This window comes from Streptomyces sp. NPDC057565 (assembly GCF_042801455.1).
GTDB classification, from domain to species: domain Bacteria; phylum Actinomycetota; class Actinomycetes; order Streptomycetales; family Streptomycetaceae; genus Streptomyces; species Streptomyces yanii.
The window spans coordinates 1,428-27,896 of record NZ_JBHVFU010000038.1; the positions used below are offsets into that span (position 1 = coordinate 1,428).

20 protein-coding genes, 6 pseudogenes and 1 riboswitch are annotated in these 26,469 nt (G+C 71.6%); of the genes and pseudogenes, 9 read left to right on the top strand and 17 right to left on the bottom strand.

Annotated elements, in window-relative coordinates; translation table 11 throughout:
• Positions 1–113: 113 nt before the first annotated feature.
• The 5 genes from thpD to ACFU8W_RS37085 form a co-directional block, all read right to left on the bottom strand.
• Entirely contained in the window at positions 114–1,007 is an 894-nt protein-coding gene (thpD, locus tag ACFU8W_RS37065; protein ID WP_384047200.1) for an ectoine hydroxylase, read from the bottom strand.
• Positions 1,008–1,010: 3 nt separating this feature from the next.
• Complete coding sequence (locus ACFU8W_RS37070) at positions 1,011–1,409, bottom strand: ectoine synthase (protein WP_037691652.1); 399 nt, start codon at positions 1,407–1,409, stop codon at positions 1,011–1,013.
• Positions 1,410–1,464: 55 nt separating this feature from the next.
• Positions 1,465–2,733, bottom strand: a complete 1,269-nt coding sequence (gene ectB, locus ACFU8W_RS37075; RefSeq protein ID WP_384047207.1) for a diaminobutyrate--2-oxoglutarate transaminase — start codon at positions 2,731–2,733, stop codon at positions 1,465–1,467.
• Positions 2,734–2,788: 55 nt separating this feature from the next.
• Entirely contained in the window at positions 2,789–3,253 is a 465-nt protein-coding gene (gene ectA / locus ACFU8W_RS37080) for a diaminobutyrate acetyltransferase (protein WP_384047373.1), read from the bottom strand.
• Between the two features lie 419 nt (positions 3,254–3,672).
• On the bottom strand, positions 3,673–4,779 hold the full coding sequence (locus ACFU8W_RS37085) for an alanine--glyoxylate aminotransferase family protein (RefSeq protein ID WP_266990811.1): 1,107 nt from the start codon (positions 4,777–4,779) through the stop codon (positions 3,673–3,675).
• Between the two features lie 103 nt (positions 4,780–4,882).
• Between ACFU8W_RS37085 and ACFU8W_RS37090 the strand changes: the two genes are divergently transcribed.
• Positions 4,883–5,983: an amidohydrolase family protein gene (locus ACFU8W_RS37090; protein WP_384047211.1), complete on the top strand. Its 1,101-nt coding sequence runs from the start codon at positions 4,883–4,885 to the stop codon at positions 5,981–5,983.
• Positions 5,984–6,296: 313 nt separating this feature from the next.
• Positions 6,297–7,226 carry an SCO1860 family LAETG-anchored protein gene (locus ACFU8W_RS37095; RefSeq protein WP_384047214.1) on the top strand — a complete coding sequence of 310 codons (930 nt, stop codon included), beginning with the start codon at positions 6,297–6,299 and terminating at the stop codon, positions 7,224–7,226.
• Positions 7,227–7,311: 85 nt separating this feature from the next.
• On the opposite strand, the pseudogene cobC reads toward ACFU8W_RS37095, so the two are convergent.
• A pseudogene (cobC, locus tag ACFU8W_RS37100) lies at positions 7,312–8,358 on the bottom strand (Rv2231c family pyridoxal phosphate-dependent protein CobC); the annotation flags it as partial.
• A 151-nt stretch (positions 8,359–8,509) separates the two neighbouring features.
• A pseudogene (locus ACFU8W_RS37105) lies at positions 8,510–8,905 on the bottom strand (cobalamin biosynthesis protein); the annotation flags it as partial.
• A gap of 85 nt (positions 8,906–8,990) precedes the next feature.
• Here ACFU8W_RS37105 and ACFU8W_RS37110 point away from each other — a divergent pair.
• Positions 8,991–9,434, top strand: a pseudogene (locus tag ACFU8W_RS37110) (hypothetical protein); the annotation flags it as partial.
• A gap of 11 nt (positions 9,435–9,445) precedes the next feature.
• On the opposite strand, the gene ACFU8W_RS37115 reads toward ACFU8W_RS37110, so the two are convergent.
• The 7 genes and pseudogenes from ACFU8W_RS37115 to ACFU8W_RS37145 all read right to left on the bottom strand — a co-directional run bounded on the left by ACFU8W_RS37115 (position 9,446) and on the right by ACFU8W_RS37145 (position 18,124).
• Complete coding sequence (locus tag ACFU8W_RS37115; RefSeq protein ID WP_384047217.1) at positions 9,446–10,870, bottom strand: cobyrinate a,c-diamide synthase; 1,425 nt, start codon at positions 10,868–10,870, stop codon at positions 9,446–9,448.
• Positions 10,864–11,472: a cob(I)yrinic acid a,c-diamide adenosyltransferase gene (gene cobO / locus ACFU8W_RS37120; RefSeq protein WP_345513722.1), complete on the bottom strand. Its 609-nt coding sequence runs from the start codon at positions 11,470–11,472 to the stop codon at positions 10,864–10,866. Before cobO ends, ACFU8W_RS37115 begins: the two co-directional genes overlap by 7 nt.
• Complete coding sequence (locus tag ACFU8W_RS37125) at positions 11,472–13,487, bottom strand: putative cobaltochelatase (RefSeq protein ID WP_384047221.1); 2,016 nt, start codon at positions 13,485–13,487, stop codon at positions 11,472–11,474. The genes cobO and ACFU8W_RS37125 overlap by 1 nt, the downstream gene beginning before the upstream one ends.
• Positions 13,484–15,183: pseudogene (locus tag ACFU8W_RS37130) on the bottom strand (cobyric acid synthase). The gene ACFU8W_RS37125 and the pseudogene ACFU8W_RS37130 overlap by 4 nt, the downstream one beginning before the upstream one ends.
• Positions 15,180–16,160, bottom strand: coding sequence for a cobalamin biosynthesis protein (locus ACFU8W_RS37135; RefSeq protein ID WP_384047224.1), 981 nt, complete (start codon positions 16,158–16,160; stop codon positions 15,180–15,182). The pseudogene ACFU8W_RS37130 and the gene ACFU8W_RS37135 overlap by 4 nt, the downstream one beginning before the upstream one ends.
• A gap of 147 nt (positions 16,161–16,307) precedes the next feature.
• Positions 16,308–16,439, bottom strand: a riboswitch (cobalamin riboswitch).
• Positions 16,440–16,591: 152 nt separating this feature from the next.
• Complete coding sequence (locus ACFU8W_RS37140) at positions 16,592–16,825, bottom strand: hypothetical protein (RefSeq protein WP_345513719.1); 234 nt, start codon at positions 16,823–16,825, stop codon at positions 16,592–16,594.
• A 12-nt stretch (positions 16,826–16,837) separates the two neighbouring features.
• Positions 16,838–18,124: an anion permease gene (locus tag ACFU8W_RS37145; protein WP_384047228.1), complete on the bottom strand. Its 1,287-nt coding sequence runs from the start codon at positions 18,122–18,124 to the stop codon at positions 16,838–16,840.
• A 282-nt stretch (positions 18,125–18,406) separates the two neighbouring features.
• Here ACFU8W_RS37145 and ACFU8W_RS37150 point away from each other — a divergent pair, with 282 nt between their 5' ends.
• The 3 genes from ACFU8W_RS37150 (at position 18,407) to ACFU8W_RS37160 (ending at position 21,815) form a co-directional block, all read left to right on the top strand.
• Entirely contained in the window at positions 18,407–19,120 is a 714-nt protein-coding gene (locus tag ACFU8W_RS37150) for a class II aldolase/adducin family protein (protein WP_384047231.1), read from the top strand.
• Between the two features lie 80 nt (positions 19,121–19,200).
• Positions 19,201–20,328 (top strand): alpha/beta hydrolase, encoded by a 1,128-nt coding sequence (locus tag ACFU8W_RS37155; RefSeq protein WP_384047234.1) that lies wholly within the window; start codon positions 19,201–19,203, stop codon positions 20,326–20,328.
• A 185-nt stretch (positions 20,329–20,513) separates the two neighbouring features.
• A complete protein-coding gene (locus ACFU8W_RS37160; protein WP_384047376.1) occupies positions 20,514–21,815 on the top strand; it encodes a hypothetical protein in 1,302 nt (433 codons plus the stop codon).
• A 34-nt stretch (positions 21,816–21,849) separates the two neighbouring features.
• Here ACFU8W_RS37160 and ACFU8W_RS37165 read toward each other — a convergent pair whose 3' ends face one another.
• From ACFU8W_RS37165 to ACFU8W_RS37175, 3 genes and pseudogenes are all read right to left on the bottom strand, one after another.
• Positions 21,850–22,263 (bottom strand): VOC family protein, encoded by a 414-nt coding sequence (locus tag ACFU8W_RS37165; protein WP_384047237.1) that lies wholly within the window; start codon positions 22,261–22,263, stop codon positions 21,850–21,852.
• 54 nt (positions 22,264–22,317) lie between these two features.
• Positions 22,318–22,389 (bottom strand): annotated as a pseudogene (locus ACFU8W_RS37170) (hypothetical protein); the annotation flags it as partial.
• Positions 22,390–22,393: 4 nt separating this feature from the next.
• Positions 22,394–22,776, bottom strand: a pseudogene (locus ACFU8W_RS37175) (hypothetical protein); the annotation flags it as partial.
• A 289-nt stretch (positions 22,777–23,065) separates the two neighbouring features.
• On the opposite strand from ACFU8W_RS37175, the gene ACFU8W_RS37180 reads away from it, so the two are divergent.
• From ACFU8W_RS37180 to ACFU8W_RS37190, 3 genes are all read left to right on the top strand, one after another.
• Positions 23,066–24,664, top strand: coding sequence for an ABC-F family ATP-binding cassette domain-containing protein (locus ACFU8W_RS37180; protein ID WP_384047240.1), 1,599 nt, complete (start codon positions 23,066–23,068; stop codon positions 24,662–24,664).
• 359 nt (positions 24,665–25,023) lie between these two features.
• Entirely contained in the window at positions 25,024–25,245 is a 222-nt protein-coding gene (locus ACFU8W_RS37185; RefSeq protein WP_345513711.1) for a helix-turn-helix domain-containing protein, read from the top strand.
• Positions 25,246–25,469: 224 nt separating this feature from the next.
• Positions 25,470–26,261 (top strand): enoyl-CoA hydratase/isomerase family protein, encoded by a 792-nt coding sequence (locus ACFU8W_RS37190; protein WP_384047244.1) that lies wholly within the window; start codon positions 25,470–25,472, stop codon positions 26,259–26,261.
• The last annotated feature ends 208 nt before the right edge of the window (positions 26,262–26,469 follow it).

Here is a 26,469-nt window from a genome sequence, read left to right on the forward strand (position 1 = left end):
CTTTGTTTTTTTTCCTGCCCCTCTCTCTCGCGGCTGCGTCCCGCGGGGGCCCCCCGGATTGGGCCGGGGGGGGGGCCCGGCCCGGGCCGTCCCCGCCCACCGGCACAATCGCCTCATCCCACCGGCGAGAAGTCCCGCGCCCCGATGAACTCCGGGCGCCTCGCCGGCGCCGCGAACGGTTCCTCGGCGGCGTTCTCCACACTGTTGAAGACGATGAAGACATTGCTGCGCGGGTACGGGGTGATGTTGTCCCCCGAGCCGTGCATGCAGTTGCAGTCGAACCAGGTCGCCGAACCGGCCGGACCCGTGAAGAGCCGGATGCCGTGCCGGTCGGCCATCCTGGTCAGCGCCTGGTCGGACGGGGTGCCGGCATCCTGCATCCTCAGCGACTTCTTGTAGTTGTCCTTCGGTGTCCTGCCCGCGCACCCGAGGAACGACTTGTGCGAACCGGGCATGATCATCAGCCCGCCGTTGGTGTCGTGATTCTCGGTCAGCGCGATCGACACGGACACCGCCCGCATGTGCGGCAGACCGTCCTCGGCGTGCCAGGTCTCGAAGTCCGAGTGCCAGTAGAACCCCGAAGCGCCGAAGCCCGGCTTGACGTTGATCCGCGACTGGTGGACGTACACGTCCGAGCCGAGGATCTGGCGGGCCCGGCCCACCACCCGCTCGTCGCTGACCAGTCGGGCGAAGACCTCGCTGATCCGGTGGACCTCGAAGACCGAGCGGATGTCCTGCGACGTCGGCTCGATGACCGAGCGTTCGTCGGCCCGGATCGCGGGATCGGCGATCAGCCGGTCGAGCTCGGCCCGGTAGCCGTCGACCTCGGCGGGCGTGATCAGCTCGTCGACGGTGAGGAAGCCGTCACGCTCGAAGCCCTGCAGGTCCTTCACGGCGACCGGGCCCGGGGTGCCGGGCGCCGACCAGATGACCGGGTCCTGGCGGGGCGTGATCAGCTCGGCGGAACCCCGGGTGGGATAGAGGTCGGCGCGTACATCGGTGGTCATCGTTCAGCCCTCCTCGGTCAGCAGGGGATAGACGCCGTTCTCGTCGTGGTCCTCCCGTCCGGTGACGGGAGGGTTGAAGACGCAGACGCAGCGGAAGTCGGTCTTCGGGCGCAGCGTGTGATGCTCGTGCCCGTTCAACAGATACATCGTGCCGGGGGAGATCCAGTGCTTCTCGCCGGTCTCGTCGTTGGTGAGCTCGGCCTCGCCCTCGGTGCACAACACGGCCTCGATGTGGTTCGCGTACCACATCGACGTCTCCGTGCCCGCGTACAGCACGGTTTCGTGGAGCGAGAAGCCCACCTTCTCCTTGGCGAGCACGATGCGCTTGCTCTCCCAGGTGCCGGAGGCGGCCTTCACATGCCGGTCGGTGTTCTCGATGTCACTGAACGATCGGACGATCACGGTGAGTCGGTGCCTTTCTCTTCTTTTCTCTTCGGTGTCTCTGCGCGCCGGGGTGTCACGCGGTTTCGCGGACGCTGCGGGCCAGCGTGCGCAGGCCTTCGTCCAGTTCCTCGGGGGTGACGGTCAGGGCCGGCAGCAGCTTCACGACCTCGCTCTGCGGGCCGGAGGTCTCCACAAGCAGCCCCAGCTCGAAGGCGCGGGCGCAGACCGCGGCGGCGCGCGACGCGTCGGTGAACTCCAGCCCCCAGACCAGGCCGCGGCCGCGGAACCGGGCGCCGAGCGGGGCGTGTTCGGCGCAGATCGCCAGCAGTGCCTGCTCGATCTGTTCGCCGCGGGCCAGGGTCTGCTTCTCCATCTGGCCGTCCGCCCAGTAGGCGTCGAGAGCGGCGGCGGCGGTGACGAACGCGGGATTGTTGCCGCGGAAGGTGCCGTTGTGCTCGCCCGGTCCCCAGACGTCCAGCTCCGGGCGGAACAGGCAGAGCGACATGGGCAGTCCGTAACCACTGATGGACTTCGACAGGGTGACGATGTCCGGCGTGATGCCGGCCTCCTCGAAGGAGAAGAACGCGCCCGTACGGCCGCAGCCCATCTGGATGTCGTCGACGATCAGCAGCATGTCGCGGCGGTGGCACAGATCGGCCAGCGACCGCAGCCACTCGGGCCGCGCCACATTGATGCCGCCCTCGCCCTGCACCGTCTCGACGATCACGGCGGCGGGCTGGTTGAGACCCGACCCCTGGTCCTCGAGGAGCCGCTCGAACCAGAGGAAGTCCGGGACCTGGCCGTCGAGATAGTTGTCGAACGGCATCGGCGTGCCGTGCACCAGCGGGATACCGGCCCCGGCCCGCTTGAAGGCGTTGCCGGTGACGGCGAGCGAGCCGAGCGACATGCCGTGGAAGGCGTTGGTGAACGAGACGACCGACTCGCGTCCCTTCACCTTGCGGGCCAGCTTCAGCGCGGCCTCGACCGCGTTGGTGCCGGTCGGGCCGGGGAACATCACCTTGTACGGAAGGTCGCGCGGGCGCAGCACCACGTTCTGGAAGGTCTCCAGGAAGGAGCGTTTCGCGGTGGTCGCCATGTCGAGGCCGTGGGTAATGCCGTCGCGCTCGATGTAGTCGATCAACGCACGCTTCAGCACCGGGTTGTTGTGGCCGTAGTTGAGGGATCCGGCACCGGCGAAGAAGTCGAGGTACGTGTGGCCGTCCTCGTCGGTCAGCCGGGAGCCCTGTGCACGGTCGAACACGGCGGGCCAGCCGCGGCAGTAGCTCCGCACCTCCGACTCCAGGGTCTCGAAGACGCTCAGGGCGGGCGGGGTGATGGTCACAGGGGATCTCCTGCTTGAGGGGGGTGGGAGGGCGGCGCTGCGGTCTTCGCCGCGCTCAGGCGTGGAACGGACCGATGCGGTAGAGCACTTCCGGCAGGTGCGTTCCCTCGGGGAACAGCCCGCCGTCGAACAGCACTTCGCGCTCCAGAGCCACGTCATGGCGGAGTGCGTAGGAGGTGAACAGCCGGTCGGACGCGGTGTTGTCCGGGGTGACGGTGGTCTCGACGGAGGCCAGGCCCTGCGCTGCGGCGACCCGCGCGGTCAGCGAGTCCAGCAGCTTGGCGGCCAGCCCGGTCCCGCGGTGGCCGTGGTCGACGGCCACCTGCCAGACGACGAGCGTCTCGGGGCGGTCGGGCCGGATGTATCCCGTCACGAAGGCGACCGGTTCGCCGGTCTCGTCGCGGGCGACCACGGAGGTCGCGGCGAAGTCACGGCACCACAGCAGATAGCTGTACGAGGAGTTGAGGTCCAGGACCTCGGAGTCACGGGCGATACGCCAGATCGCGGCTCCGTCCTCCACTCGCGGGGTGTCGATGGTGAGGAATTCGCTTCGGGCACGTGCAAAATCTGCTGGTGCGGCGGTCATGCGAATTGAATTTACCCAGCAAATTCTGAAATTGCATCGACGCAGAGGGTTGGGTGGAACGGGCCCGTGTGTTATCACGCGGGCGCGTGCCCCGGCGCGAAGCGGTGAAGATTTCTGTCGGTATGTCCGTCATTTATCCGGCAAATCTTCCCCGGATGTGGAGTCGGTCACAGAGTCGTAACTCCCGGGAGACGTGGTCGAATTGTGTCGATCAGTGCTGCCGAAACTTCAGGGTTTAGGGTGCGGGGAAGCGGGCAAAAGAATGCGGGGAGCTGCTCTTGATTAACAGCTCCCCGCATTGATGAATTCGTGACGGTCAGCCGCCGGATCCCCGATGACTGACCCTCCTGAATTTATTCGCTCGGCCAGGTTTCCGTAACGGCCCTGCGGGCAGCTTCGAAGTCGACCGGCCGGCCCTCGTCGGCCAGCGCCGCCCCCAGAGCCGCGAGCGAGGACTGCACCGCGCCCCGCGTCGCGTCCACACCGTAGTGATTGACCCGGATCATCTCCTTGGACAGTGCCCCGCCGCCCGCGATCAGCGGCAGCGACGGGTCGGCCGCAAGTGCCTTGGCGACCAGCCCGGCGGCGTCGATCCCCGCCGGGGCGCGCAGCGTCGTGGCGACCGGCGCCGCGTCCCGCGCCTCGTGCACGTACGGCGCCAGCCCGCCGCTGAGCGCCACCGCGCCCGCCCGCGTCGCCGCGGCGGCCGCCGCGTGCCGGGCCATCAGAGCCTCCAGCCCCTCCGCCTCGATCCGCTCCACGCACGCCTCGAGCGCCAGCATCTCCAGCTGCGCGGGGGCGTGCAGGAGAGCCTTGCGGCCGCCGTCGATCCAGCGCTCCTTCCAGTCCAGGAGCGAGAGGTACGAGTGGCGGGGGGCCTCGGGGTTGGCGGCGATCCGTTCCCAGGCGCGCCCGCTCACCGACACCGCCGACACCCCGGCCGGGCCGCCCATCGCCTTCTGCGCGCCGATCACGCACAGGTCGACGCCCCACAGGTCCGGCAGCAGCGGCTCGGCGCCCACCGAGGCGACGGCGTCGAGCATGAACAGCGCCCCGTGCGCCCGGACGACCTCACCGATCTCCGCGACCGGGTTGGTGTTGCCGGTCGCCGCCTCCGCGTGGACCAGCGAGACGAAGTCGATCTCCGGGTGCGCGGCGAGCGCCTGCGCGACCTGGTCGGCGGTGACCGCCGTGTGGAACGGCACCGCCAGATCGATGACATTGGCACCGCAGTCGCGCAGCCAGTTCCCGAAGGTCTGCCCGTACGGCCCCGTGACCACGTTCAGTGCGGTCGAACCGGGCCGGGCACCGCCCCGGATGCAGCCTTCGAGGGGAAGCAGCGCCTCGCCCTGCATGATGACGACGTCCTGCTCGGTGGCGAGGAGACCGGCCACCCGGCGTTCGATGGCGGCGAAGTGCGCGGCGGTGAGCGGGGCGAGGTCGAGGAAGGGGTGCGTCACGGTGGTGCTCTCTTCGGATCGGGTCGGCCTGCGGTTCGGCGTACGAACAGCGCTTCCGTCGAGAGTACCGAGGCCGTCATCGGCCGCCTCGTACAGTGCTGCCATGAGTGATCACACGGTGCAGCCCGTGCTGCATGTGAAGGGGCGGGTACTCGTCGGTCCCGACGACGTACGGGACGAGCTGTGGGCCGTCGACGGGCGGATCTCGTACGAGCGGCCGCCCGGCGCGGACGCGGCGGAGACCGTCACCGGCTGGGTGCTGCCGGGCCTCGTGGACGCCCACTGCCACGTGGGGCTCGATCACCACGGCCCGGTCGACGCCGCCACGAGCGAGAAGCAGGCGCTCACCGACCGGGAGGCCGGCACGCTGCTCATCAGGGATGCCGGATCGCCCTCCGACACCCGGTGGATCGACGACCGCGAGGACCTTCCCAAGATCGTCCGGGCCGGACGCCATATCGCCAGGACCCGCCGGTACATCCGGAACTACGCCCATGAGATCGAGCCGGGCGACCTCGTCGCATACGTCGCGCAGGAGGCGCGGCGCGGCGACGGCTGGGTCAAGCTGGTCGGCGACTGGATCGACCGGGACGCCGGTGACCTGACCGCCTGCTGGCCGCGCGGCGAGGTCGAGGCGGCCATCGCCGAGGCGCACCGGCTCGGCGCCCGGGTCACCGCGCACTGCTTCGCCGAGGCCGCTCTCGTCGATCTCGTCGAGGCCGGGATCGACTGCATCGAGCATGCGACGGGCCTGACCGAGGACACCATCCCGCTCTTCGCCGAGCGCGGTGTCGCGATCGTCCCGACGCTGGTCAACATCGCCACGTTCCCGGACCTCGCGGCCGGCGGCGAGGCCAAGTTCCCGCGCTGGTCGGCGCATATGCGGCGGCTGTACGAGCGTCGCTACGACACCGTGCGCGCGGCGTACGACGCGGGCGTGCCGGTCTACGTCGGCACCGACGCGGGCGGCTCGCTGGCCCATGGTCTGGTGGCGGCGGAGGTCGCCGAACTGGTCGCGGCGGGCATCCCGCCCCGCGAGGCGCTCTCGGCGACCGCCTGGGGTGCGCGCGCCTGGCTCGGGCGGCCGGGTCTTGAGGAGGGCGCCGCGGCGGATCTGGTGGTGTACGAGGAGGACCCGCGGGCGGATGTACGGGTGCTGGCGGCGCCGCGCCATGTGGTGCTGAACGGCCGTGTGATCGGCTGACGCCGCCGCGGTGCCGCGTTGACAGTCAGTGACCGAACGGAGCTCGCGTTCGTTGAAGCAACTCGGCACACACCCCGACGCGGTCGGTCGGCTCCTCGCAAACGCTCGGCTGATCGGGTGACTCCGAGGGCCGTACATGCCGAGATAATCGAATGCAGACACGGAGAACCCCCTTTGGGGTGAACTCGCCACAGGCAACTGCCAGTTCACCCTCTGTACGTAAAGATTCACGGAGTCGAGGCCACCGGTGCCCGCGATGTCCCCCCTTGGACGGCGCCGGTGGCTCCATGTCTCTTGTGGGGGTTCCACCATCTTGAACAGCAATACCTTCCGACTCGCCGCACTGGCGGCTGCCGCCGCGCCCGTCGCCCTGCTGGTTGCCGCCCCGGCGCACGCCACCGGCTCCACCACGACCACCGGCGAAGGGAAGGCGAGCGCGGTCGTGCTCCGCACCGCACTCGACGTCTCACTCCTGAACAAGACGGTCGACGTGCCGCTGAGGGCCACACTCAACGAGGTGCACGCACCGGCGAGCGCCGAGGAGACCGCGCTCAGCGTGCGGCTCGACGGCGTGGCGCACGGCCGCCCGGTCGACGTGCTGCGTGCCGACGTGGCCACGGCGGACGCGACCGTCGACAAGCACAGGGCCGAGGGCTACAGCAACCTGGCGAAGGCCCGCGTCCATGTGCCCGGACTGCCGCTGCTCGCGGTCGTCGAGGTCGAGAAGGCCACCTCGAAGGCGGTCTGCGAAGTGGGTCACGAGCCCGTTGCCGAATCGAATGTGCTGGGCCATGTCAGGGTCCTCGGCCGGAAGGTCACGCTGACGGCGGGCGGCACGACCCGGGTGGCGGTGCCCGGCGTCGGCGAGGTCGTCCTCGACCTGTCGAAGACGCAGACCACGTCGCGCACCGCCGCGGCGACCGCGCTGCAGCTGAAGGTGTCGGTCAACCCGTTCAAGCTCAATGTCGCCGACGTCCAGGGCGAGGTCACGCTCGTCGAGGCGACCTGTGAGACCCCGAAGGCGGCCGCTCCCAGCGCCGAGCCCACCGAGCCGGCGGGAGGCAACTCCGGCGGCGAGGTGAAGCCGCAGACCGGGACCGGCCACGCCCCGGCAGCGGTCGACACGAGCCTCGCGGAGACCGGTGGCAGCTCCACGACGCCGTACCTCGCGGGCGGAGCGGCGTTCCTGCTTGCGCTGGGTGCGGCCGCGACCGTCGTGGCACGCAGGCGCGCCCAGGACTGACGCCGACCGGCCCGAGGGGCGGGACCGGGGGAAATCAGGGGGCATGGGGGAGCGGCGCTCACACAGGGGGGAGCGCCGCTTCCCGTCAGCGGTTCCTGGGGGAGGCGAGCACCTGGAGCGCCTGATCGAGTGCCTGCAGAAAGCGGTTGGTCGTCACGCGGTCGCGCACGGCGAGCCGCAGCCACTGCGGACCGAGCCCCGGGAACGTATCGCCGCGCCGCGCCGCGAACCCCAGCGCCCGCAGCCGCTCCCGCACCTCCGCAGCCCGCTCCAGCCGCACCAGCACGAACGGCCCTTCGGCGGGTTCCGCCACCCGCACTTCGGCGAACTCCATGAGCCCGGCGATCAGATGGGCCCGGTCCACCGCGATACGGTCCGCCGCGGCCGCCGCCTCCACCAGCGCCCGCGGCTCCATGCACGCCTCGGCCGCCGCCAGCGCGGGGGATGACACCGGCCACAGCGGCTGCGCCTCCTGGAGCGTGCCGATGGTCTCCGGGGACGCCAGCACGTAGCCGATCCGCAGCCCCGCCAGCCCCCATGTCTTGGTGAGGCTGCGCAGTACGACGAGGCCCGGGACGTCCGTACGTCCGCACAGCGCCTCGCGCTCGCCCGGCACCGCGTCCATGAACGCCTCGTCGACCACCAACGTCCGCCCGGGGCGTGCCAGTTTTTCCAGCGTGGCCGCCGGATGCAGGATCGACGTCGGGTTGGTCGGATTGCCGACCACCACCAGATCCGCCTCCTCGGGCACGGCCGCCGGATCCAGCCGGAAACCGTCCTCCGCGCGCAGCAGTACCCGCCCCACCGTGTGCCCGGCCGCGCGCAACGCAGCCTCGGGCTCGGTGAACTGGGGGTGCACGACGACCGGCCGCCGGGCCGGCAGCGCCCGCGCGATCAGCACGAACGCCTCCGCCGCACCCGCCGTCAGCAGGACCCGATCCGACGGCAGCCCGTGCCGTTCCGCGACCGCGGCCCGTGCACGGTCCCCGTCCGGGTAGGCGGCGAGCGTGGAGAGGGACTCGGTTATTCGCTCCTTCAGCCAGGCCGGGGGCGTATCGGTACGTACGTTGACGGCGAGATCGGTCAGATCCCGGCCGCGGACCTCCACGTCGCCGTGGTGCCGCAGATCGTGCTGTCCGTCCGCGCGGTTGACATCGGGTCTCTCAGTAGGAGTGTGCATGACTTCCAGAGGGTGTGGGGGGCGGGCTCATGACGATGGGGATGGAGCGACGGCAGGACGACTATGTGCCCGGTACCGCACTCGACGCAACGGTCGGATCCGGACGCGCGTGCGAAGCCCGCCGGGCCACCGCACAGGTCACCCTCCCCACCCGCCCCGCGGGGTTCGACTTCCGCTTCGGTACGAGGAGTTCGTCGGCGCGGACGAGAGCCGCCGCCTCCGCGACCGACGCCGAACCGACCGCGGCGAGCACGGTGCCCGACGGGTTCGGTACGGCGACCGCGGCGAGTTCCTGCGCGCTGTACCCGCGTACGGGAACGCCCAGCCGCGCCGCCGCTCCGACGATCCCCGGCTCCTCGGTCTTCGAGTCGAGGGTCGCCAACTCCACGACGCCGTGGGGCGACAGCCCCGCCTCGTGCAGTACGGACGAGACGAGCTCCAGCACTTCACCGGCCGGCGCGCCCCGGCCCGCGCCGATCCCGACGACGAGCAGAACCATGGGGCGAGATCCTTCCGGGAACCGGAGCGGGACAAGGAGCAGCTCCGGGACGCGCGGACCGCGGTCGATCGGCCGGCAGGAGCCCATGGCGGTGTTTGTCGCGCTCGGCGCGTTCCTGATGACCCTGGTGGGCGGTTGGGTCGCCCGGCGCGTCACCGCCCGCCGCCACCTGGTGCTCGGCCTCGCGGGCGCACTGATGCTCGGCGTCGTCGGCCTCGGCCTGCTGCCGGAGGCGGTCGAGGCCGCGGGTGAGCGCGTATTCGGCGTCCGGGCGGCTCTGCTCCTGTTCGCCGGCGGCCTTCTCCTCGCCCACCTGGTGGAGCGCCTCCTCGTCGTACGCCAGGCGGCACACGGCGCGATCGAATCCAGCTCCGCAGCGCCCGGCGCTTCCACGAGGGGTGGTGGCGCACTGCTGTACCTCGCCGCCGCCGAGATCCTTCCGGAGGCACACCACGCCCACCCGGCCCGCTCCACACTCCTGTGCACCGTGGCGGGGGTCGCCTTCATCCGGCCGGCGGTGGGCATCGCGGACCGACGGCGTCACCCCGCGGCCCTCTCGACGAACCGCCGCGCGACGCCCGGCGCCGAGGCCCAGTGCGTATGCAGATAGCTGGCATGGACGCCCTGCTGCACGAAGCCCTCCACGCGCCGTTCCGGCAGATGCATGCCCCAGGCGGGGGAGGCACCGGCGCCCGGCTCCAGCACCGTGCGGTGGAACTCGTGCCCACGCAGCCGTGTGCCGACCGCGGCCAGCGGACTGTCGGTGAGTGCCACGGCCTCCCGGTAGCCGAGTGTCAGCCGCTTCGACATCCGGCCGTCGGCGTCGAGCACCCCGCACATCGGCAGTCCGTCGAGCGAACGCGAGAGATAGAGCAGCCCGGCACACTCGGCGGCAAGGGGAGCCCCGGCGGCGGCGAGATCGGCAACGGCCTTGCGGAGCGGTTCGTTGGCGGACAGCTCGGGGGCGTACACCTCCGGGAACCCCCCACCGATGACGAGCCCACGGGTGCCCTCGGGCAGGGCTTCGTCCCGCAACGGGTCGAACGTCACGACGTCGGCCCCGGCGGCGGTGAGGAGCTCGCTGTGCTCGGCGTAGGAGAACGTGAAGGCGGGTCCTCCGGCCACGGCGACGACCGGCCGGCCACGATCCGGCCCGCCCGGGCCACCGTCCAGCCGTTCCGGGCCACCCTCACCGTCGGCGTCCCTGCCTCCGCCCGCCTCCCGCACGGCCCCCGCCGGATCCCACGCCCCCGAGACGGCCGGAGTCCGCGGTGCCGACCGAGCCAACGCCATCAGCGCATCCAGGTCACACCCGCTCCGGACCTGCGCCCCCATCGCCGCGACAGCGGCGACCGCGTCGCCCCGTCGCTCGGCCACCGGCACCAGCCCCAGATGGCGCGAGGGCGTGGCCACCTGCTCGGCCCGCCGCAGCACCCCCATCACCGGCACACCGGACTCCTCCAGCGCCTCCCGGAGCAACATCTCGTGCCGGTCCGAGCCGACCTTGTTGAGGATCACCCCGCTGATCCGTACCTGCGGATCCCACGAGGCGAAGCCATGCACCAGCGCCGCCACCGACCGCGACTGCGACGACGCATCCACGACCAGCACCACCGGAGCCTGCAGCAGCTTCGCGACATGGGCGGTCGACGCCAGCTCGCCCCGTCCGGAGGCCCCGTCGTACAGCCCCATCACGCCCTCGACGATCGCCAGGTCGCACCCAAGGGCCCCGTGCGCGAACAGCGGAGCGACCAGCTCGGGCCCGCACATGTACGCGTCGAGGTTGCGCCCCGCCCGCCCGGTGGCCAGCGAGTGATAGCCGGGGTCGATGTAGTCGGGCCCGACCTTGTGCGGCGACACGGCGAGGCCGCGCTCCGCGAAGGCCGCCATCAGTCCCGTCGCCACGGTGGTCTTGCCGCTGCCGGAGGCCGGCGCGGCAATCACCAGTCGCGGAATGGTCACCACTCGATGCCCCTCTGGCCCTTCTGGCCGGCGTCCATCGGGTGCTTCACCTTGGACATGTCGGTCACCAGGTCGGCGGCCTCGACGAGCTTCTCCGGGGCGTTGCGCCCGGTGATCACCACATGCTGCGTCCCCGGACGGTTGCGCATCACCTCGACCACCTCGTCGGTGTCGATCCAGCCCCAGTGCATCGGGTACGCGAACTCGTCGAGGACGTACAGCTTGTACGTCTCGGCGGCCAGGTCGCGCTTGACCTGCTCCCAGCCCTCGCGGGCCTTCTGCTCGTTGTCCGCGTTGTCGCCGTGCAGGCCGCGCTGGACCCACGACCAGCCCTCGCCCATCTTGTGCCAGGCGACCGTGCCGCCCTCACCGCTCGCGCCGAGGACCTTCAGCGCGTTCTCCTCCCCGACCTTCCACTTCGCCGACTTGACGAACTGGAACACCCCGATCGGCCAGCCCTGGTTCCAGGCGCGCAGCGCGAGCCCGAACGCGGCCGTCGACTTGCCCTTGCCGATACCGGTATGGACGAAGAGCAGCGGACGGTTGCGGCGCTGGCGCGTCGTCAGCCCGTCGTCCGGCACCGTGGTCGGCTGTCCCTGCGGCATTAAGCGGCCCTCCTGTTGGATCCGTTGGTTCCCTGAACGTCCCTGACGAGCCCGGCGATCGAGTCGGCCCGCAACTCGTCGAGCGTGACGGCGGTGCCCCCGAGATCGCGCGCCAGGGAGCCGGCCAGCCCGAGCCGCACGACCCCCGACTCGCAGTCCACGACGACGGACGCCGTGCCCTCGGCCTCGTGCAGCCGCGCGGCGCGCGCCGCCAGGGCCACCGGCTCCGGACCTCCGGTCGCCCGGCCGTCCGTCACCACGACCAGCAGTGGCCGCCGCGACGGATCGCGCAGCCGCTCCACCCGCAGTACGTCATGTGCCTTCAGCAGCCCGGCCGCGAGGGGAGTGCGCCCACCGGTCGGCAGCGTCTCCAGCCGCGCGGCGGCCGCGTCCACGGACGAGGTGGGCGGCAGTGCCACGTCGGCGCCCCTGCCGCGGAAGGTGACCAGACCGACCTTGTCCCGCCGCTGGTACGCGTCCAGCAGCAGCGACAGCACCGCACCCTTCACGGCGCCCATCCGCTGCCGGGCGGCCATCGACCCGGACGCGTCCACGACGAAGAGAACGAGGTTCCCCTCGCGTCCCTCCCTGGTCGCCTGCCGCAGATCATCCCGCCGCACCACCAAACCCCGGCCCGACCGCCCGCGCGCACGCTGGTGCGGGGCGGCAGCCTGTACGGTCGCGGCGAGATGCAGTTTGGTCAGGGCCCCCTCGGGCCGCCGCGCCCCGGTCGTACGCCCGTGTTCGGTACGCGCCCGGGAACGCCGCCCCGCCGCGCCCTCGCCGAGACCCGGCACGCTCAGCATCTTCGCGCGGAACGGCTCGGCGGCACGCACGGGCTGCTGCTCGCCACCGTCGGCCGGCCGCCCCTGCGAGGGAAGTCCGGGCGTGTCGCCGTTCCCCGCCTCGGGCTGCGGCGGCGTGTCGGGCCCGTCCCCCCGCGGGGGACGCCCACCCCCACCCGGCCCGTCCGGATCGGGATCGTCCCCGCCTCCGTCCCCGTCACCGCTGTTCTGCTCCAGAGTGTCGTCGAGCTTGTCCTCGTCGAGACCGGGCGCGTCGAACGGATTGCGGCGGCGCCGGTGGGGGAGCGCGAGCAGGGCGGCCTGCCGGACGTCCTCGGCGAGCACGTCGGTACGCCCCGCCCACGCGGCCAGCGCGGTCGAGGTGCGGGCCATCACGATGTCGGCGCGCATCCCGTCGACCTCGAAGGCCGCACAGGTGGCGGCGATCTGCCGCAACGCACGGTCCCCGAGCACCACATGAGGAAGAAGCGCCCGCGCCGCGGCGATCCGCTCCCGCAACTCCCCTTCCTCCTGGGCCCACCGGGCGGCGAACCCGGCCGGATCGTCGTCGTACGCGAGCCGCCGCCGTACGACCTCGACCCGTTGATCGGTGTCGCGTGACGCGGAGACCTCGACGGTCAGCCCGAACCGGTCGAGCAACTGCGGCCGCAGCTCGCCCTCTTCGGGGTTCATCGTTCCGACGAGCAGGAACCGCGCGGCATGCCGTACGGAGACGCCTTCGCGTTCCACGTACGAGGCACCCATGGCCGCCGCGTCCAGCAGCAGATCCACCAGGTGGTCATGGAGCAGGTTGACCTCGTCGACGTACAGGATTCCGCGATGCGCATCGGCGAGCAGCCCCGGCTCGAACGCCTTGACCCCCTCGGCGAGCGCCCGCTCGATGTCGAGCGCCCCGACGAGCCGGTCCTCGGAGGCGCCCACCGGCAGCTCCACGGTCCGCGCCGCACGCGACACGCCGCCCCCGGCCTCGTGGGGACCATCGGGACACGCCGGATCGGGTGACACCGGGTCACACGAGAACCGGCAGCCGGAGACGACATCGACCTCGGGCATGAGCGCGGCGAGCGCCCGCACGGCGGTGGACTTGGCGGTCCCCTTCTCCCCACGCACGAGCACACCGCCGACGGCGGGCGATACGGCGTTCAGCAACAATCCGAGTCGCAGATCGTCCTGCCCGACGATGGCAGTAAAGGGATACGGGGTACTCACAGAGCCTCCTTGACGACGTCATCCATCCGCGGGCCGCATTCCAGCCCGTCAGGCGTTCGAGGACCGGGGCCCGGGGCGGAGCCCCGGTTGGGGGAAGGGGCGGGGCGGGGAGGAAAGCCCGCCGCAGGCGTTCCCCTCACGCCGACCCCCCAGCCACCCCAGCCCCACGGCCCCCACGGGCCGCCGGCACCTCAGGCGCCCCAGGGCCCACAAAGGGCAGTCCCTCCGGCACCCCCGCCTCGATCAACCGCATCAACGCCCCCGTGTCCGCGTGCTCCTCGATCAGATCCCCCAGCCGATCCAGCTGCTCCTCCCGCAACGCCCCGAAACTCGTGTCCGGTGCGGCCACGAACCGCCGTCCCGCCGCCCGCGCGACCTCCCCCAGGAACCGCCGCCGGAACGCATCGCTCTCCAGCGACCCGTGCCAGTGCGTCCCCCACACCGTGCCGACCCGGCACCCGTCCAGGAACGGCTCGCCGCCCCGCACATCGGCGACCCCGTGGTGGATCTCGTACCCCTCCACCGGCTCCCCGAGCGCCGTACCGACCGGCCGGGCGAGGGTCTTCTCGCGGTCGAACCGGATCCGCACCGGCAGCAGTCCGAGCCCGTCGACCCGCCCCGCCCGCGACTCCACCTCGTCCTCGATCCGCTCCGCGAGCACCTGGAACCCGCCACAGATGCCGAGCACCGGACGCCCCTGCGCCGCCCGCCGCAGCAGCGCGTCGGCCAGCCCCCGTTCCCGCAGCCAGGCCAGCGCCTTCACCGTCCCGCGCGTGCCGGGCACGATCACCAGATCCGCGTCGGCCAGCTCCTCCGCCCGGTCCACGAACCGGACCACGACACCCGGTTCGGCGGCCAGTGCGTCCACATCGGTGAAGTTCGACATCAGCGGTACGGCGCACACCGCGACCCGCAGCACGTCCTCGCCGTGCGGCGGCGCGACGACCGACTCGCGTACGGCCCCGCGCAGCGAGACCCGCAGTCCGTCCTCCTCGTCGATGCCCAGGCCGTGGGCGAACGGCAGCACTCCGTACGTCCGTCGCCCGGTCAGCCCGTGCAGCATGTCGAGACCCGGCTCCAGGAGCGACACGTCGCCGCGGAACTTGTTGACCAGATAGCCGGCGATCAGCGCCTGGTCCTCGGCGCCGAGCAGTGCCGTCGTGCCGAAGAACGAGGCGAAGACGCCACCGCGGTCGATGTCGCCGACGACGACGACGGGGAACCGCGCGGCCCGCGCGATCCCCATGTTCACGATGTCGGTGCGCCGCAGATTGATCTCGGCCGGGCTGCCCGCCCCCTCGCAGATCACTGCGTCATAGGTGCCCCGAAGCTGCTCCAGGCAGTCCACGACCGTACCGAGGAGGGATTCCTGTCGCCCCCCGTGGTAACCGCGCGCGCTCATCTCGCCCACCGGCCTGCCCATCAGGACGACCTGACTGGACCGGTCGCTGCCGGGCTTGAGCAGTACCGGGTTCATCAGCGCGGTCGGTTCCACCCGCGCGGCCTGCGCCTGCATCGCCTGCGCTCGCCCGATCTCCGCACCCTCGCGGGTCACGAACGAGTTCAGCGACATGTTCTGCGCCTTGAACGGCGCGACCTTCACGCCCTGGCGCACCAGCCACCGGCAGATGCCTGCGGTGACGACGCTCTTGCCCGCGTCCGACGTGGTTCCGGCGACCAGCAGTCCGCCGCTCATTTCCCGCTCCGTCCCGCGGCCGGACGCCGCCCCGAGGGCGACCACCGTCCCGCGATCAGCCGGCCCGCCGCGCACACGCCGAGGGCCAGCACCCCCACCCGGCGCGACAGCCGCACCGCGCGCTCGATGTCCCCGGTCTCCACCGCACGGCCGGTCGCGCCGTTCAGTACCGGCCGGTGCTCGACACGTCCGCCGTACGCGAGGGTCCCGCCGAGCCGTACGCCGAGCGCCCCCGCGAACGAGGCCTCCACCGGACCCGCGTTGGGGCTCGGATGCCTGCCCGCGTCCGCCCGCCAGGCCCGCAACGCTCGACGTGGCTGCCCCCCGGCAACCACGGCGAGCACGGCGGTGAGCCGGGCGCCGGGCCAGCCCGCGACGTCGTCCAGGCGGGCCGAGGCCCAGCCGTAGCGCAGATGGCGGGGCGACTTGTGCCCGACCATCGCGTCGAGGGTGTTGACGGCGCGGAAGGCGACGAGTCCGGGTACGCCACCCAGCGCGCCCCACACCAGCGCGCCGACCACCGCGTCCGAGGTGTTCTCGGCCACGGACTCCACCACGGCGCGCGCGATCTGCGGCCCGTCGAGGGAGTGCGGGTCGCGCCCGCACAGATGGGGGAGCCGCTCCCGGGCCAGCTCGATGTCACCGGCGGCGAGCGCGCCACCGATGGCGCGCGCCTCGCGACCCAGCGAGGTGCCGCCGACGACGGACCAGGTGGCGGCCGCGGCCAGGGCGACGGAGGCGGCGGGATGACGGCGTACGGCACGGGCGGCCAGCGCGGCTCCACCCGCGGCGCCTCCGGCGCAGACCAGGGTGTGCAGGGCGCCCCACCCGCGGTGGTCGCGCCACAGGCGCCGTTCGACGCCTGCCGCGGCCCGCCCGAATGCGGCGACCGGATGCCCCCGGCGGGGATCACCGAGCAGCAGATCGCCGATCAGACCGGCGGCGGCGCCGTACGCGAAGATGCGGTCGGCTCGCACGGCTCAACCGGCCGAACTGCCTCGAAGGACCTTCGTACAGCCGGCTCCTGGTGGGAGCGGCACAGAAACGGCGGACGCACGGCAGCCGGGCATGGCGATATGTCCTCACTCAGGGTCCGCGCCCTGGTTCGACGTGACCGGCGGCGAGAGTCTCCTGGCTCCCGGATCCGCAGTTCCCCCGGCCTTCCAGCCCGCATGCGCGAGCCGTGACTTCCGGTGTGGGGGACTGCTCCCCGGTGACAGTGGCGGGACCGCGCCGGATTCGCACCGGCTTCCTCTGCTGTCGCCGTAAATGGCTCCGGCAGTCCACCACGCTGCGCGAACGCCCGTCAACCTGGCGTTGACCTGCGGCGGTGCAGTGTGCGCAGACGCACATCGGGCCGGACACACGTGAGGTGTGTCCGGCCCGACGGGGGAGCGCGGGAAGGGGCTCAGGCGACGATCAGATAGATCCCGTACGCGACCGCGGCCGCGCAGAGCCCGAAGCAGAGGTACGCACCCGCACGGGCGAGCACCAGGGAGCCTCCGGTGGAGCCGCCCTGCGCGGCCGGTTCGGCCTGCTTGGAGAGTCCGACGATGCCCAGGGTGAAGAGGCCCACCAGTGCGACGGTGACGACGAGCGAGACGCCGAAAACGGAGCCGAGAGCTGCCCAGTCGATGTTCATGGTGATCTGTCCTTACACCGTGGCGGGCCGCGCCGGATCGGCGGCGACGGTTCCGGGCTGGGCCGGGATGGTGGTCTTGAGGTCCGTGGTCGTGTCCACTGCCGTGGCGACCGCGGCCGCCCCGGCGGGCGGCGGGGTGACGGCCGCGATGGCGGTGGTGATGACACCCGCCGGCTCGGCGTCCTCGCCGTCGGGCGCGACATCGTCGTGCCCGACCGGCTTGCGCCGGGACACCAGCCAGATCGCTCCGGAGCCCGCGACGAGCAGGACGGCGACGACGGTGACACCCCAGGTGCCCTGCTTGGTGAGGAACTCCGCGCCCGCGCCGACCAGACCCGCGGCCGGCAGGGTCAGACCCCAGGCGACGAACATCCGGGTGGCGGTGGACCAGCGGACCACACCGCCCCGGCGGCCGAGCCCCGCACCCATCACGGCGCCGGAGCAGGACTGGGTGGTGGAGAGGGAGAAGCCGAGGTGCGAGGAGGCCAGGATGACTGTGGCCGCACTGGTCTGGGCGGCGAAGCCCTGCGGCGGCTTGAGCTCGGTGAGGCCGCTGCCCATGGTGCGGATGATGCGCCAGCCACCCAGATAGGTGCCGAGTGCGATGGCCAGACCGGCGGAGACGATGACCCAGACCGGCGGGTTCGAGCCGGGGGACAGGACCCCACCGGTGACCAGGGCCAGGGTGATGATGCCCATGGTCTTCTGCGCGTCGTTGGTGCCGTGGGCGAGCGAGACCAGTCCGGCCGAGGCGATCTGGCCGGCCCGGTAGCCCTTGGCGGTGGCCTTCTCCTGGGCGTCGTTACGGATCCCGCCGCCGATCCGGTAGGTCAGCCTGGTCGCCAGCAGTGCGGCGAGACCGGCGACGACCGGGGCGGCGACCGCGGGAAGCAGCACCTTGGTGACGACGGTGCCGCCGTCGACCGAGGACCAGCCCGCCGACATCACCGCGGCACCGATCAGGCCGCCGAAGAGTGCGTGGGACGAACTGGACGGCAGCCCGACCAACCAGGTCAGCAGATTCCACAGAATGGCGCCGACGAGGGCCGCGAAGATGACTTCTGTCCGTAGCCCGTCCTCGTTGATGATCCCGCCGGAGATCGTTTTGGCGACCTCCACCGACAGGAACGCGCCGACGAGGTTGAGAGCGGCGGACATGGCCACCGCTGTCTTGGGTTTGAGGGCACCGGTCGAGATGGTGGTCGCCATCGCGTTCGCGGTGTCATGGAAACCGTTCGTGAAATCGAACACTAGAGCTGTCACGATCACAATCGCGAGTAGCAGCGTGATGTGTTCCATTTACCCAGGCAATCGTTCGACGTCATTGGCACGTGGAACGTAGGCAACCTGGGTGAACGGAAGATGAACTGAGTGGGGCCCTGTGGTGACCCAAAACGGAGTTGAGTCGTTCTCTTTGTCGGACCACCGACAGCCGATGCGGGGCGCAGCGCCTGCCGTGGCCGGATTTCGCCTCTCCCGCCCCGCGTTGCGCCCCGCGATCCGAGGCCGGGAAACCCTCGAAAAGAGATGTGGGTCACCCGGGGTCCCCTATCGCGACGGCCCCGCTGACAGGATTCCCCCATGAGGGATCATCACGAGGGCGCACACGACGGCCATAACGGCCATAACGGGCACGACGCGAACGATGCGCGCGACGCGATCGAGCAGGCCTGGAACGGTGTCGTCGCCACCGCCCGCAGGACCGCGACGGAGGGCCTTGTCGTCGGCACCTCGGGCAATGTGTCGGCGCGGGTCGGCGACCTCGTCCTGGTCACGCCGAGCGGTGTGCCGTACGACCGGCTCGGCCCCGGCGACACCGTGGCCGTCGACCTCCACGGCAACCAGGTGCTCGGCGTCCTTGCCCCGACCAGCGAACTCCCGCTCCACCTGGCGGTCTACCGCCACACCGACGCCGCCGCCGTCGTGCACACCCACGCCGTGCACGCCACGGCCGTCTCCACCCTCGTCCCCGAGGTCCCGCTGGTGCACTACGCCGCCGCCATGCTCGGCGGCCCCGTCCGTACCGCGGCCTATGCGCGCTACGGAACGCAGGAGCTGGCCGACCACATGCTGGCCGCCCTGCGCGACCGCACGGGCTGTCTGCTCCGCAACCACGGAACGGTCACCTACGGATCCACCCTCGACCAGGCCTACGACCGCACCGCCCAGCTGGAATGGATGTGCAGGCTCTGGCTCACCGCGAGCTCGGTACCCGGCCACACCCCGTCCCTGCTCTCCCTCGCTCAGCTGCGCGACGTGCAGGACGCCCTGAAGGGGTACGGACAACCCGGCTGACCGGGAGCGGGCGGCCCGGTGAGCCACCGGACGGCCCCCGTCCACTGGCCGGGCACGGCACACCCCCCGACACTGAAGCAGTGCGCCCGGCTACAGCGACGGCAGCGGCCGTCACCACCATCCTCGGCGTCGGCGCGGCAGCGGTCGTGGCCGGCCGGTACGCCAGCGACGTCGCCCTGAGGGCGCCGTCCGGACGTCCGCTCCCTGCCGACCGGAAACTCACCGTGCACGCCACGGCGGCCGGGCAGGTCACACTGACCCGCTCCTTCGCCGCGCTCCGGCCCGGTACGTACGGACTGGTGGGCGACGGCGTCCAGGCCGTCGTCGGCCCGGTCATCGAGCAGGCGCCGCACGCCGCCGACACAGTCGTACGCAGACTGGAACGCGTCAACGACGGCAGCCTGGAACCCGGCGCCCAGGTCCGGATCACCCCCGCGCTGTACAGCGGCGACCCCGGCACGGCACTCGGCCTCGACCACAGGGACGTCGAGATCCCCGGTGAGCTCGGCATCCTGCCCGCCTGGTTCGTGCCCGGCCCCCGGGACACCTGGGTCATCACCGTGCACGGCCTCGGCACCACCCGCGAACACCCCATGAACATCATGGAGTTCCTGCACCGGCTGCGGCTGCCGGTCCTCGGCCTGGCCTACCGCGGCGACCCCGGAGCCCCGCGCTCCCCGGACGGACTCGCCCACCTCGGCGAGTCCGAATGGCGCGACCTGGACGCGGCCGTCCGCTTCGCCATGCGGTACGGCGCGGAGAAGGTCGTCCTGCACGGCTGGTCCACCGGCGCCTCCATGGCGCTGCACGCGGCCGTCAACTCCGCGCTCCGCGAGCGGATCTGCGGCCTCGTCCTGGACTCCCCGGTGCTCGACTGGGCCGCCACCCTGCGCGCCCTGGCCACCGCCCGCGGCGTCCCGGCCCCGCTGCTGCCGCTCGCCCTGCGCGCCGCCCAGGGCCAGACCGGTCTGCGCGGCTCCCGGCTCCTCGACACCTCCCTCCCGCAGGCCCTGCGCGCCCCGACGCTGATCTTCCACGGCCCCGACGACACCCTGGCCCCCTGGCAGCCGAGCCGGGAGCTCGCCGAGCGCCGTCCCGACCTGGTCGCCCTGCATCCCGTACCGCAGGCTCCGCATGCGGCGATGTGGAATGCCGATCCGGCCCGTTACGAAGAGGCGCTGCGGCGCTTCCTGACCCCGCTGATGTGAGCTGATGCGAGGGATCGGCCGGTTGGTACCGGTCGGGCCCGCAGCCCCCTTCCGCCGCGAATCCGGGTTCCGTTTGGGCTTTCGGGCCGTCAGAGGCAAGACTGCTCCCCGTGACGTCCCGTACCCCGCGCGACTCCAGGCTGCGACTTGTCCGCCCGCGACCTCTTGCCACCGCCCGCAAGGCCGTGACCACCCGGCGCACCAGGCCGGCCCCCCGCCCGCCCGAGGGCACCCCGCCCCGTGCGGAACTGGCCCGCCAGGCCAGGGCCGCGCTCGCCGACGCCGTACGGATCGCCCGCTGGGCCGCCGACAGCGCGAGCCCCGGCACGGCCCCGCTCGCCGCCCACGCTCTCGAACGGGCTGCGACCGCACTGGAATTGTCCCCGGCACAGGTCCGCTCCGGCTGGGACCGGGCCCGCCTGGCCGGCCTCGTCGAACTCCACGGCGAGACCGCACGCCCCGGCTGGCGGCTGCGCGCCTGGGATCGTGACGACTCCGCCGTGCTCCGTGGCTGGGTGGCGCTCTTCGACGCCTGGTCGCTCGTCCACCCGGCGCCCGAGGGCATCGAGTCCACCGCGGTCGCCGAGGCCGTCGAGGCCGTACCCCAGGTGCTCTCCCTCCTGCAGCTCTCGGCGGGCCCGGTCACCGTGCCCGCCCTCCTCGATCTCCTCGGCCAGCGCGTCGCCGAACTCCACGAGGAACGGTGCGAGGTGCCCTACGGGCCGGAGGCACCGGCGGAACCCGCTCCCACCGCGCACCCCGCCGCCCTGGTCGCGCTGCTCCTCGACTGGGCACTGGAGGGACTGGCCGCCGTCGGCGCACTCACGCTCGGCGTCGGCCATGCCACCCTCACCCCGCTCGGCAACTGGGCGGTCTGGGTCAAGCTGGAACAGATCTGCGTCGCCGCCCAGAGCCCGGCCGGGAACATCGAGCAGTCCGCCGCCGACATGCTGCTCGGCTGCGCCCGGCTCACCCCCGGACCGGCCCGCGCCGAATACCGCGCCTGGCTGGCCGCCCGCCCCGTCGGCAGCGCCGTCGCCGAACTGCTCGCCGTCGCCCGCGGCGAGGACGCACTGCTGCGCGGACTCGCCTTCGAGGCGCTCCGGGTCGTCGGCGCCCCCGCCGAGCCAGTGGTGCGCTCCGTCGTCACCGACCCCTCACTGCGCCCGTACGCGCTGCTCTGGCTGGCGGAGTACGACGGAACCGACCCCGAGGACGCCCAGGAGGTCCTCAGCCGCGAGGAAGCCACCTGGCTCTGGGTCGACACCGCGGCGGCCGTCGCCGACCACGGCGAGACGGCGCTGCTGGTCCGTCATCTCGACTCCGCCGTCCAGGGCACGGTGCCTGCGCTGCTGGACGAGGTCCGGGCCGTCGGCCACCCGCGCACCGTCCAGGTGCTGGTGGCGCTGGCTGCCGCGCATCCGGACCCCGCACTGGCCAAGGCCGTCCGCCGGGCCGCCTTCCAGGTGCACACAGGCGGCGCGTAGGAATCAGGGGGAGCGCCCGGGGACGCGCACGCGGTCAGTCCGCGGACCCGGGGGCGTACGTCCCGAAGCTCCACACATTGCCCTCCGCGTCACGCGCCATGTAGTCGCGCGACCCGTAGTCCTGGTCCGTGGGCGGCATCAGGATCTCCACCCCGTACTCCACGGCGCGCGCATGGTGCGCATCGACCTCGTCCACCACGACGTACACCCCGCTCGGTCCCGCATCCGCCATCGCCTTGGCGAAGGTCCCCCCGCGCCCCTTGGAGCCCAGCATCACCCTGCCGTTGCCGCAGGACAGCTCCGCGTGCAGCACCGTGCCCTTCTCGCCCTCGTACACCGCTTCCTCGGTGAACCCCAGCCCCTCCGTCAGCGTCCTGATCGCGGCCTTCGCGTCGTCGTACAGAATCGTCGGGTAGATCGTCGGAACCCCGGCCGGTGCGCCCGCCATGGCGCTCACCTCTTTCCACTCTCCATTGTGATCCGCGTCTCAGTCTTCCCTCGGTCACCGGCCGTGGCCGGCACACCGGAAGGTGTTGCAGTCGGCCATGTCGCCGCTGCGGAAGCCGGTGGTGAACCACTGCTGCCGCTGCGCCGCCGAGCCGTGCGTCCAGGACCGTCCTCGCGTCCCCGTAGCGAGCGCCCGGGCGGGCGAGCTCCGGGCGCCAGAAGTCCTGCACGCTGTTGACCACGGCGACGGTGCGGCAGTCGTCCCTGGTGTTCGCGTCCTGACCGGTCCGGCAGCTCTGCTCGACCTGCGCCGCCGACGACGCGGTCGCCGTCGTACCCGAGTCGCCCGACGAAGGCCCGGTTGGTCCGGGCCGACACCGAAGAGCAGCCCCGGGATCAGGGCGGTGAGACCGGCGACAGCGCCGCCCACCGTCGCCTTTCCCGCGGGGATCCGGCTGCCGCGTACGTCACCGACCTCGGAGGTGTCCAGATCGGCGTCGTCGTCGAACTGCATGGGGCCACCACTTCTCCGATCCGGCCGCGGCTGCCTCACCGCACTGCGCCGAGTATCGGATAGTTCACACCGCTATGCCTGTTCTGGTGGCCGGATGGAGGCAGGGGGCGGCGTCGGAGGGCATCCTGGGCGAGTGATCGGCAAATGCCGTAGGAGCATGCGGAAAAGCAGTTGCACACCGCCAGTAGAATGGCCCGTATGGCAATTCTCCTTGTGCATGAGTAGCGGCGTCGAGTCGAGACTCTGAAGTCGTCCCGTCCGCCGTCCATCACCGCCCTGGAGTTTTTCCGTGATCACCGCTTCCGGTATCGAGCTGCGTGCCGGCGCCCGCATCCTCATCGAGTCCGCCAGCTTCCGTATCGCCAAGGGCGACCGCATCGGCCTCGTCGGCCGCAACGGAGCGGGCAAGACCACCCTCACCAAGTGCCTCGCCGGCGAGGGCGCACCGGCCGGCGGCACCATCGCCCGCTCCGGTGAGGTCGGCTACCTCCCGCAGGACCCGCGCACCGGTGATCTCGACGTCCTCGCCCGCGACCGCATCCTGTCCGCCCGTGGTCTCGACGAGATCCTGCGCAAGATGCGTGAGAACGAGGATCGGATGGCGAACGGCAAGGGCGCCACCCGCGAGAAGGCGATGAAGAAGTACGAGCGGCTGGAGACGGAGTTCCTCACCAAGGGCGGTTACGCCGCCGAGGCCGAGGCCGCCACCATCGCCGCCGCGCTCAGCCTGCCCGACCGCGTGCTCGGACAGCCGCTCCACACGCTCTCCGGCGGTCAGCGCCGCCGTGTCGAGCTGGCCCGCATCCTGTTCTCGGACGCCGACACCCTGCTCCTCGACGAGCCGACGAACCACCTCGACGCCGACTCCATCGTCTGGCTGCGCGACTACCTGAAGAGCTACCGCGGCGGCTTCGTCGTGATCTCCCACGATGTCGACCTCGTCGAGACGGTCGTCAACAAGGTCTTCTACCTCGACGCCAACCGCTCGCAGATCGACATCTACAACATGGGCTGGAAGCTCTACCAGCAGCAGCGCGAGGCCGACGAGAAGCGCCGCAAGCGTGAGCGCCAGAACGCCGAGAAGAAGGCGGCTGCGCTCAACTCGCAGGCCGACAAGATGCGCGCCAAGGCGACCAAGACCGTCGCCGCGCAGAACATGGCCAAGCGCGCCGAGCGGCTGCTCTCCGGCCTGGAGGCCGTCCGGGTCTCGGACAAGGTCGCCAAGCTGCGCTTCCCCGAGCCCTCGCCGTGCGGCAAGACCCCTCTGATGGCGGAGGGGCTGTCCAAGTCCTACGGTTCGCTCGAAATCTTCACCGACGTGGACCTCGCCATCGACAAGGGCTCCCGCGTGGTCATCCTCGGCCTCAACGGTGCGGGCAAGACCACCCTGCTCCGGCTCCTCGGCGGTGCCGAGAAGCCCGACACCGGCGAGGTGATCGAGGGCCACGGGCTCAAGCTCGGCTACTACGCCCAGGAGCACGAGACCCTCGACCCGGAGCGCACGGTCCTGGAGAACATGCGCTCCGCCGCCCCGGATCTCGACCTCGTCGAGGTCCGCAAGACGCTGGGCTCGTTCCTCTTCTCCGGTGACGACGTCGACAAGCCGGCCGGCGTGCTCTCCGGCGGGGAGAAGACCCGTCTGGCGCTCGCGACCCTGGTGGTCTCCTCCGCCAACGTGCTGCTCCTCGACGAGCCGACGAACAACCTCGACCCGGCCAGCCGCGAGGAGATCCTCGGCGCGCTGCGCACGTACAAGGGTGCGGTCGTCCTCGTCACGCACGACGAGGGTGCGGTCGAGGCGCTCCAGCCGGAGCGGATCATCCTGCTGCCGGACGGCGTCGAGGACCTGTGGGGTGCGGACTACCGGGACCTGGTCGCCCTGGCCTGATTCCCGCTCCGGGTGGTTTCCTCGCCCGCTGTCGAATGATCCACTCCGACTGGATCATTCGGCCTACGCGTGATCCATCATCTGTGTGAGGACCTCTCATACCTCGACGCGGCGCCCGGCAGATACCTGCCGGGCGCACCCGTGTGGGGCCCTGCCCCCTCGTACGGCCCTGACCTGGCTGTTCGTCTCAACTCCGCTCCGGACCGCCCCTGAAGCCCGTCGGAATGGGAGATTCCGCTCGTGAAGGCGTATTCCCGGGGTGCGAAACCGGTTGTACGGACCTTGCCGAATGGGTGGCCAGGAAGCCCTCGAGGGGTGATCATGAGAATCCAGAGCGCACTTCCCATGAGGAGGCACGGGTGGCCGAGACTCTGAAGAAGGGCAGCCGGGTGACCGGCACCGCGCGCGACAAGCTCGCGGCAGACCTGAAGAAGAAGTACGACTCCGGTGCGAGCATCCGGGCGTTGGCCGAAGAGACCGGCCGCTCCTACGGATTCGTCCACCGGATGCTCAGCGAGTCCGGGGTCACGCTGCGGGGACGCGGCGGAGCGACACGGGGCAAGAAGGCTGTCACGGCCTGACGGCCTCAGGCCCTGTCGTCGAACTGTCGTCTGCCGCCCTTGGGGCGAGTGCGGCAGGTCGACGACGGGACCTGGGCGGATCGGGACACGTCGCAGGACGGACATGCCCCGAGGGCTCACCGGTTTCGGGCGGTGGCCACCCGGTCGACCATGTGGCCGACCGGGTGGTTACTGTTCAGTCACTTAGCTCGACATGCTGACTGCACCCGACCCGGAGGCGCCCCATGACCTCGCTCGACTCTGTGCTCGACCAGGACGGCGTACGACTCACCGTCGATGACGCGGTTGCCACGGTGACCCTCACCAATCCGGCCAAGCGCAACGCTCAGTCCCCCGCTCTGTGGCGGGCGTTGACAGAGGCCGGACGGGCGCTGCCCGGCAGCGTGCGGGTCGTCGTGCTCCGTGGCGAGGGCAAGTCCTTCTCCGCGGGGCTCGACCGGCAGGCGTTCAGTCCCGAGGGGTTCGACGGTGAGCCGTCCTTCCTCGACCTGGCGCGCGGCAAGGAGTCCGAGCTCGACGCGACCATCGCCGAGTACCAGGAGGCGTTCACCTGGTGGCGCCGCAACGACATCGTGTCGATCGCGGCGGTCCAGGGGCATGCGATCGGTGCCGGCTTCCAGCTCGCCCTCGCCTGCGATCTGCGGATCGTCGCCGAGGACGTGCAGTTCGCCATGCGTGAGACCAGCCTCGGTCTGGTCCCCGACCTCACCGGCACGCACCCCCTGGTGCACCTGGTCGGATACGCCCGCGCCCTCGAAATCTGCGCCACCGGCCGCTTCGTCCACGCGGAGGAGGCCGAGCGCACCGGTCTCGCCAACCTCGTGGTCCCCGCCGATGAGCTCGACGCGGCGACCCATGAACTGTCCGCGGCGCTGCTGGCGGCCCCGCGTGACGCCGTCGTCGAGACCAAGGCGCTGCTGAGCGGTGCGGTCTCGCGTACGTACGAGGACCAGCGCACCGCCGAGCGCGCGGCCCAGGGCCGCCGCCTCCGCGACCTCGCGGGCCTCACCGACTGAGGCTGTCGGGCTACCTCCGCGCGGGCGGTCGTGCCCTGGCACGCACGCACCAGGCCCCGCCCGCTTCCCGGTCGAAGGCAGCCCGACAGCCTCTGAGGAAACGGAACAGGGCGGTCCCCCGGCGGGAGCCGCCCGGTCGGTCCGCGTGCGCGGCGGTGGCGACGACTCAGGGCCGGTTCACGTGCCCCGGGGCCGTGACGATCCCGGT

Coding starts and splice junctions, on each gene's coding strand:
- thpD (WP_384047200.1), bottom strand. CDS start 1,007: ATGACCACCGATGTACGCGCCGACCTCTATCCCACCCGGGGTTCCGCC.
- ACFU8W_RS37090 (WP_384047211.1), top strand. CDS start 4,883: ATGAGTGATCACACGGTGCAGCCCGTGCTGCATGTGAAGGGGCGGGTA.
- cobO (WP_345513722.1), bottom strand. CDS start 11,472: ATGCCGCAGGGACAGCCGACCACGGTGCCGGACGACGGGCTGACGACG.
- ACFU8W_RS37140 (WP_345513719.1), bottom strand. CDS start 16,825: ATGAACATCGACTGGGCAGCTCTCGGCTCCGTTTTCGGCGTCTCGCTC.
- ACFU8W_RS37145 (WP_384047228.1), bottom strand. CDS start 18,124: ATGGAACACATCACGCTGCTACTCGCGATTGTGATCGTGACAGCTCTA.
- ACFU8W_RS37150 (WP_384047231.1), top strand. CDS start 18,407: ATGAGGGATCATCACGAGGGCGCACACGACGGCCATAACGGCCATAAC.
- ACFU8W_RS37165 (WP_384047237.1), bottom strand. CDS start 22,263: ATGGCGGGCGCACCGGCCGGGGTTCCGACGATCTACCCGACGATTCTG.
- ACFU8W_RS37190 (WP_384047244.1), top strand. CDS start 25,470: ATGACCTCGCTCGACTCTGTGCTCGACCAGGACGGCGTACGACTCACC.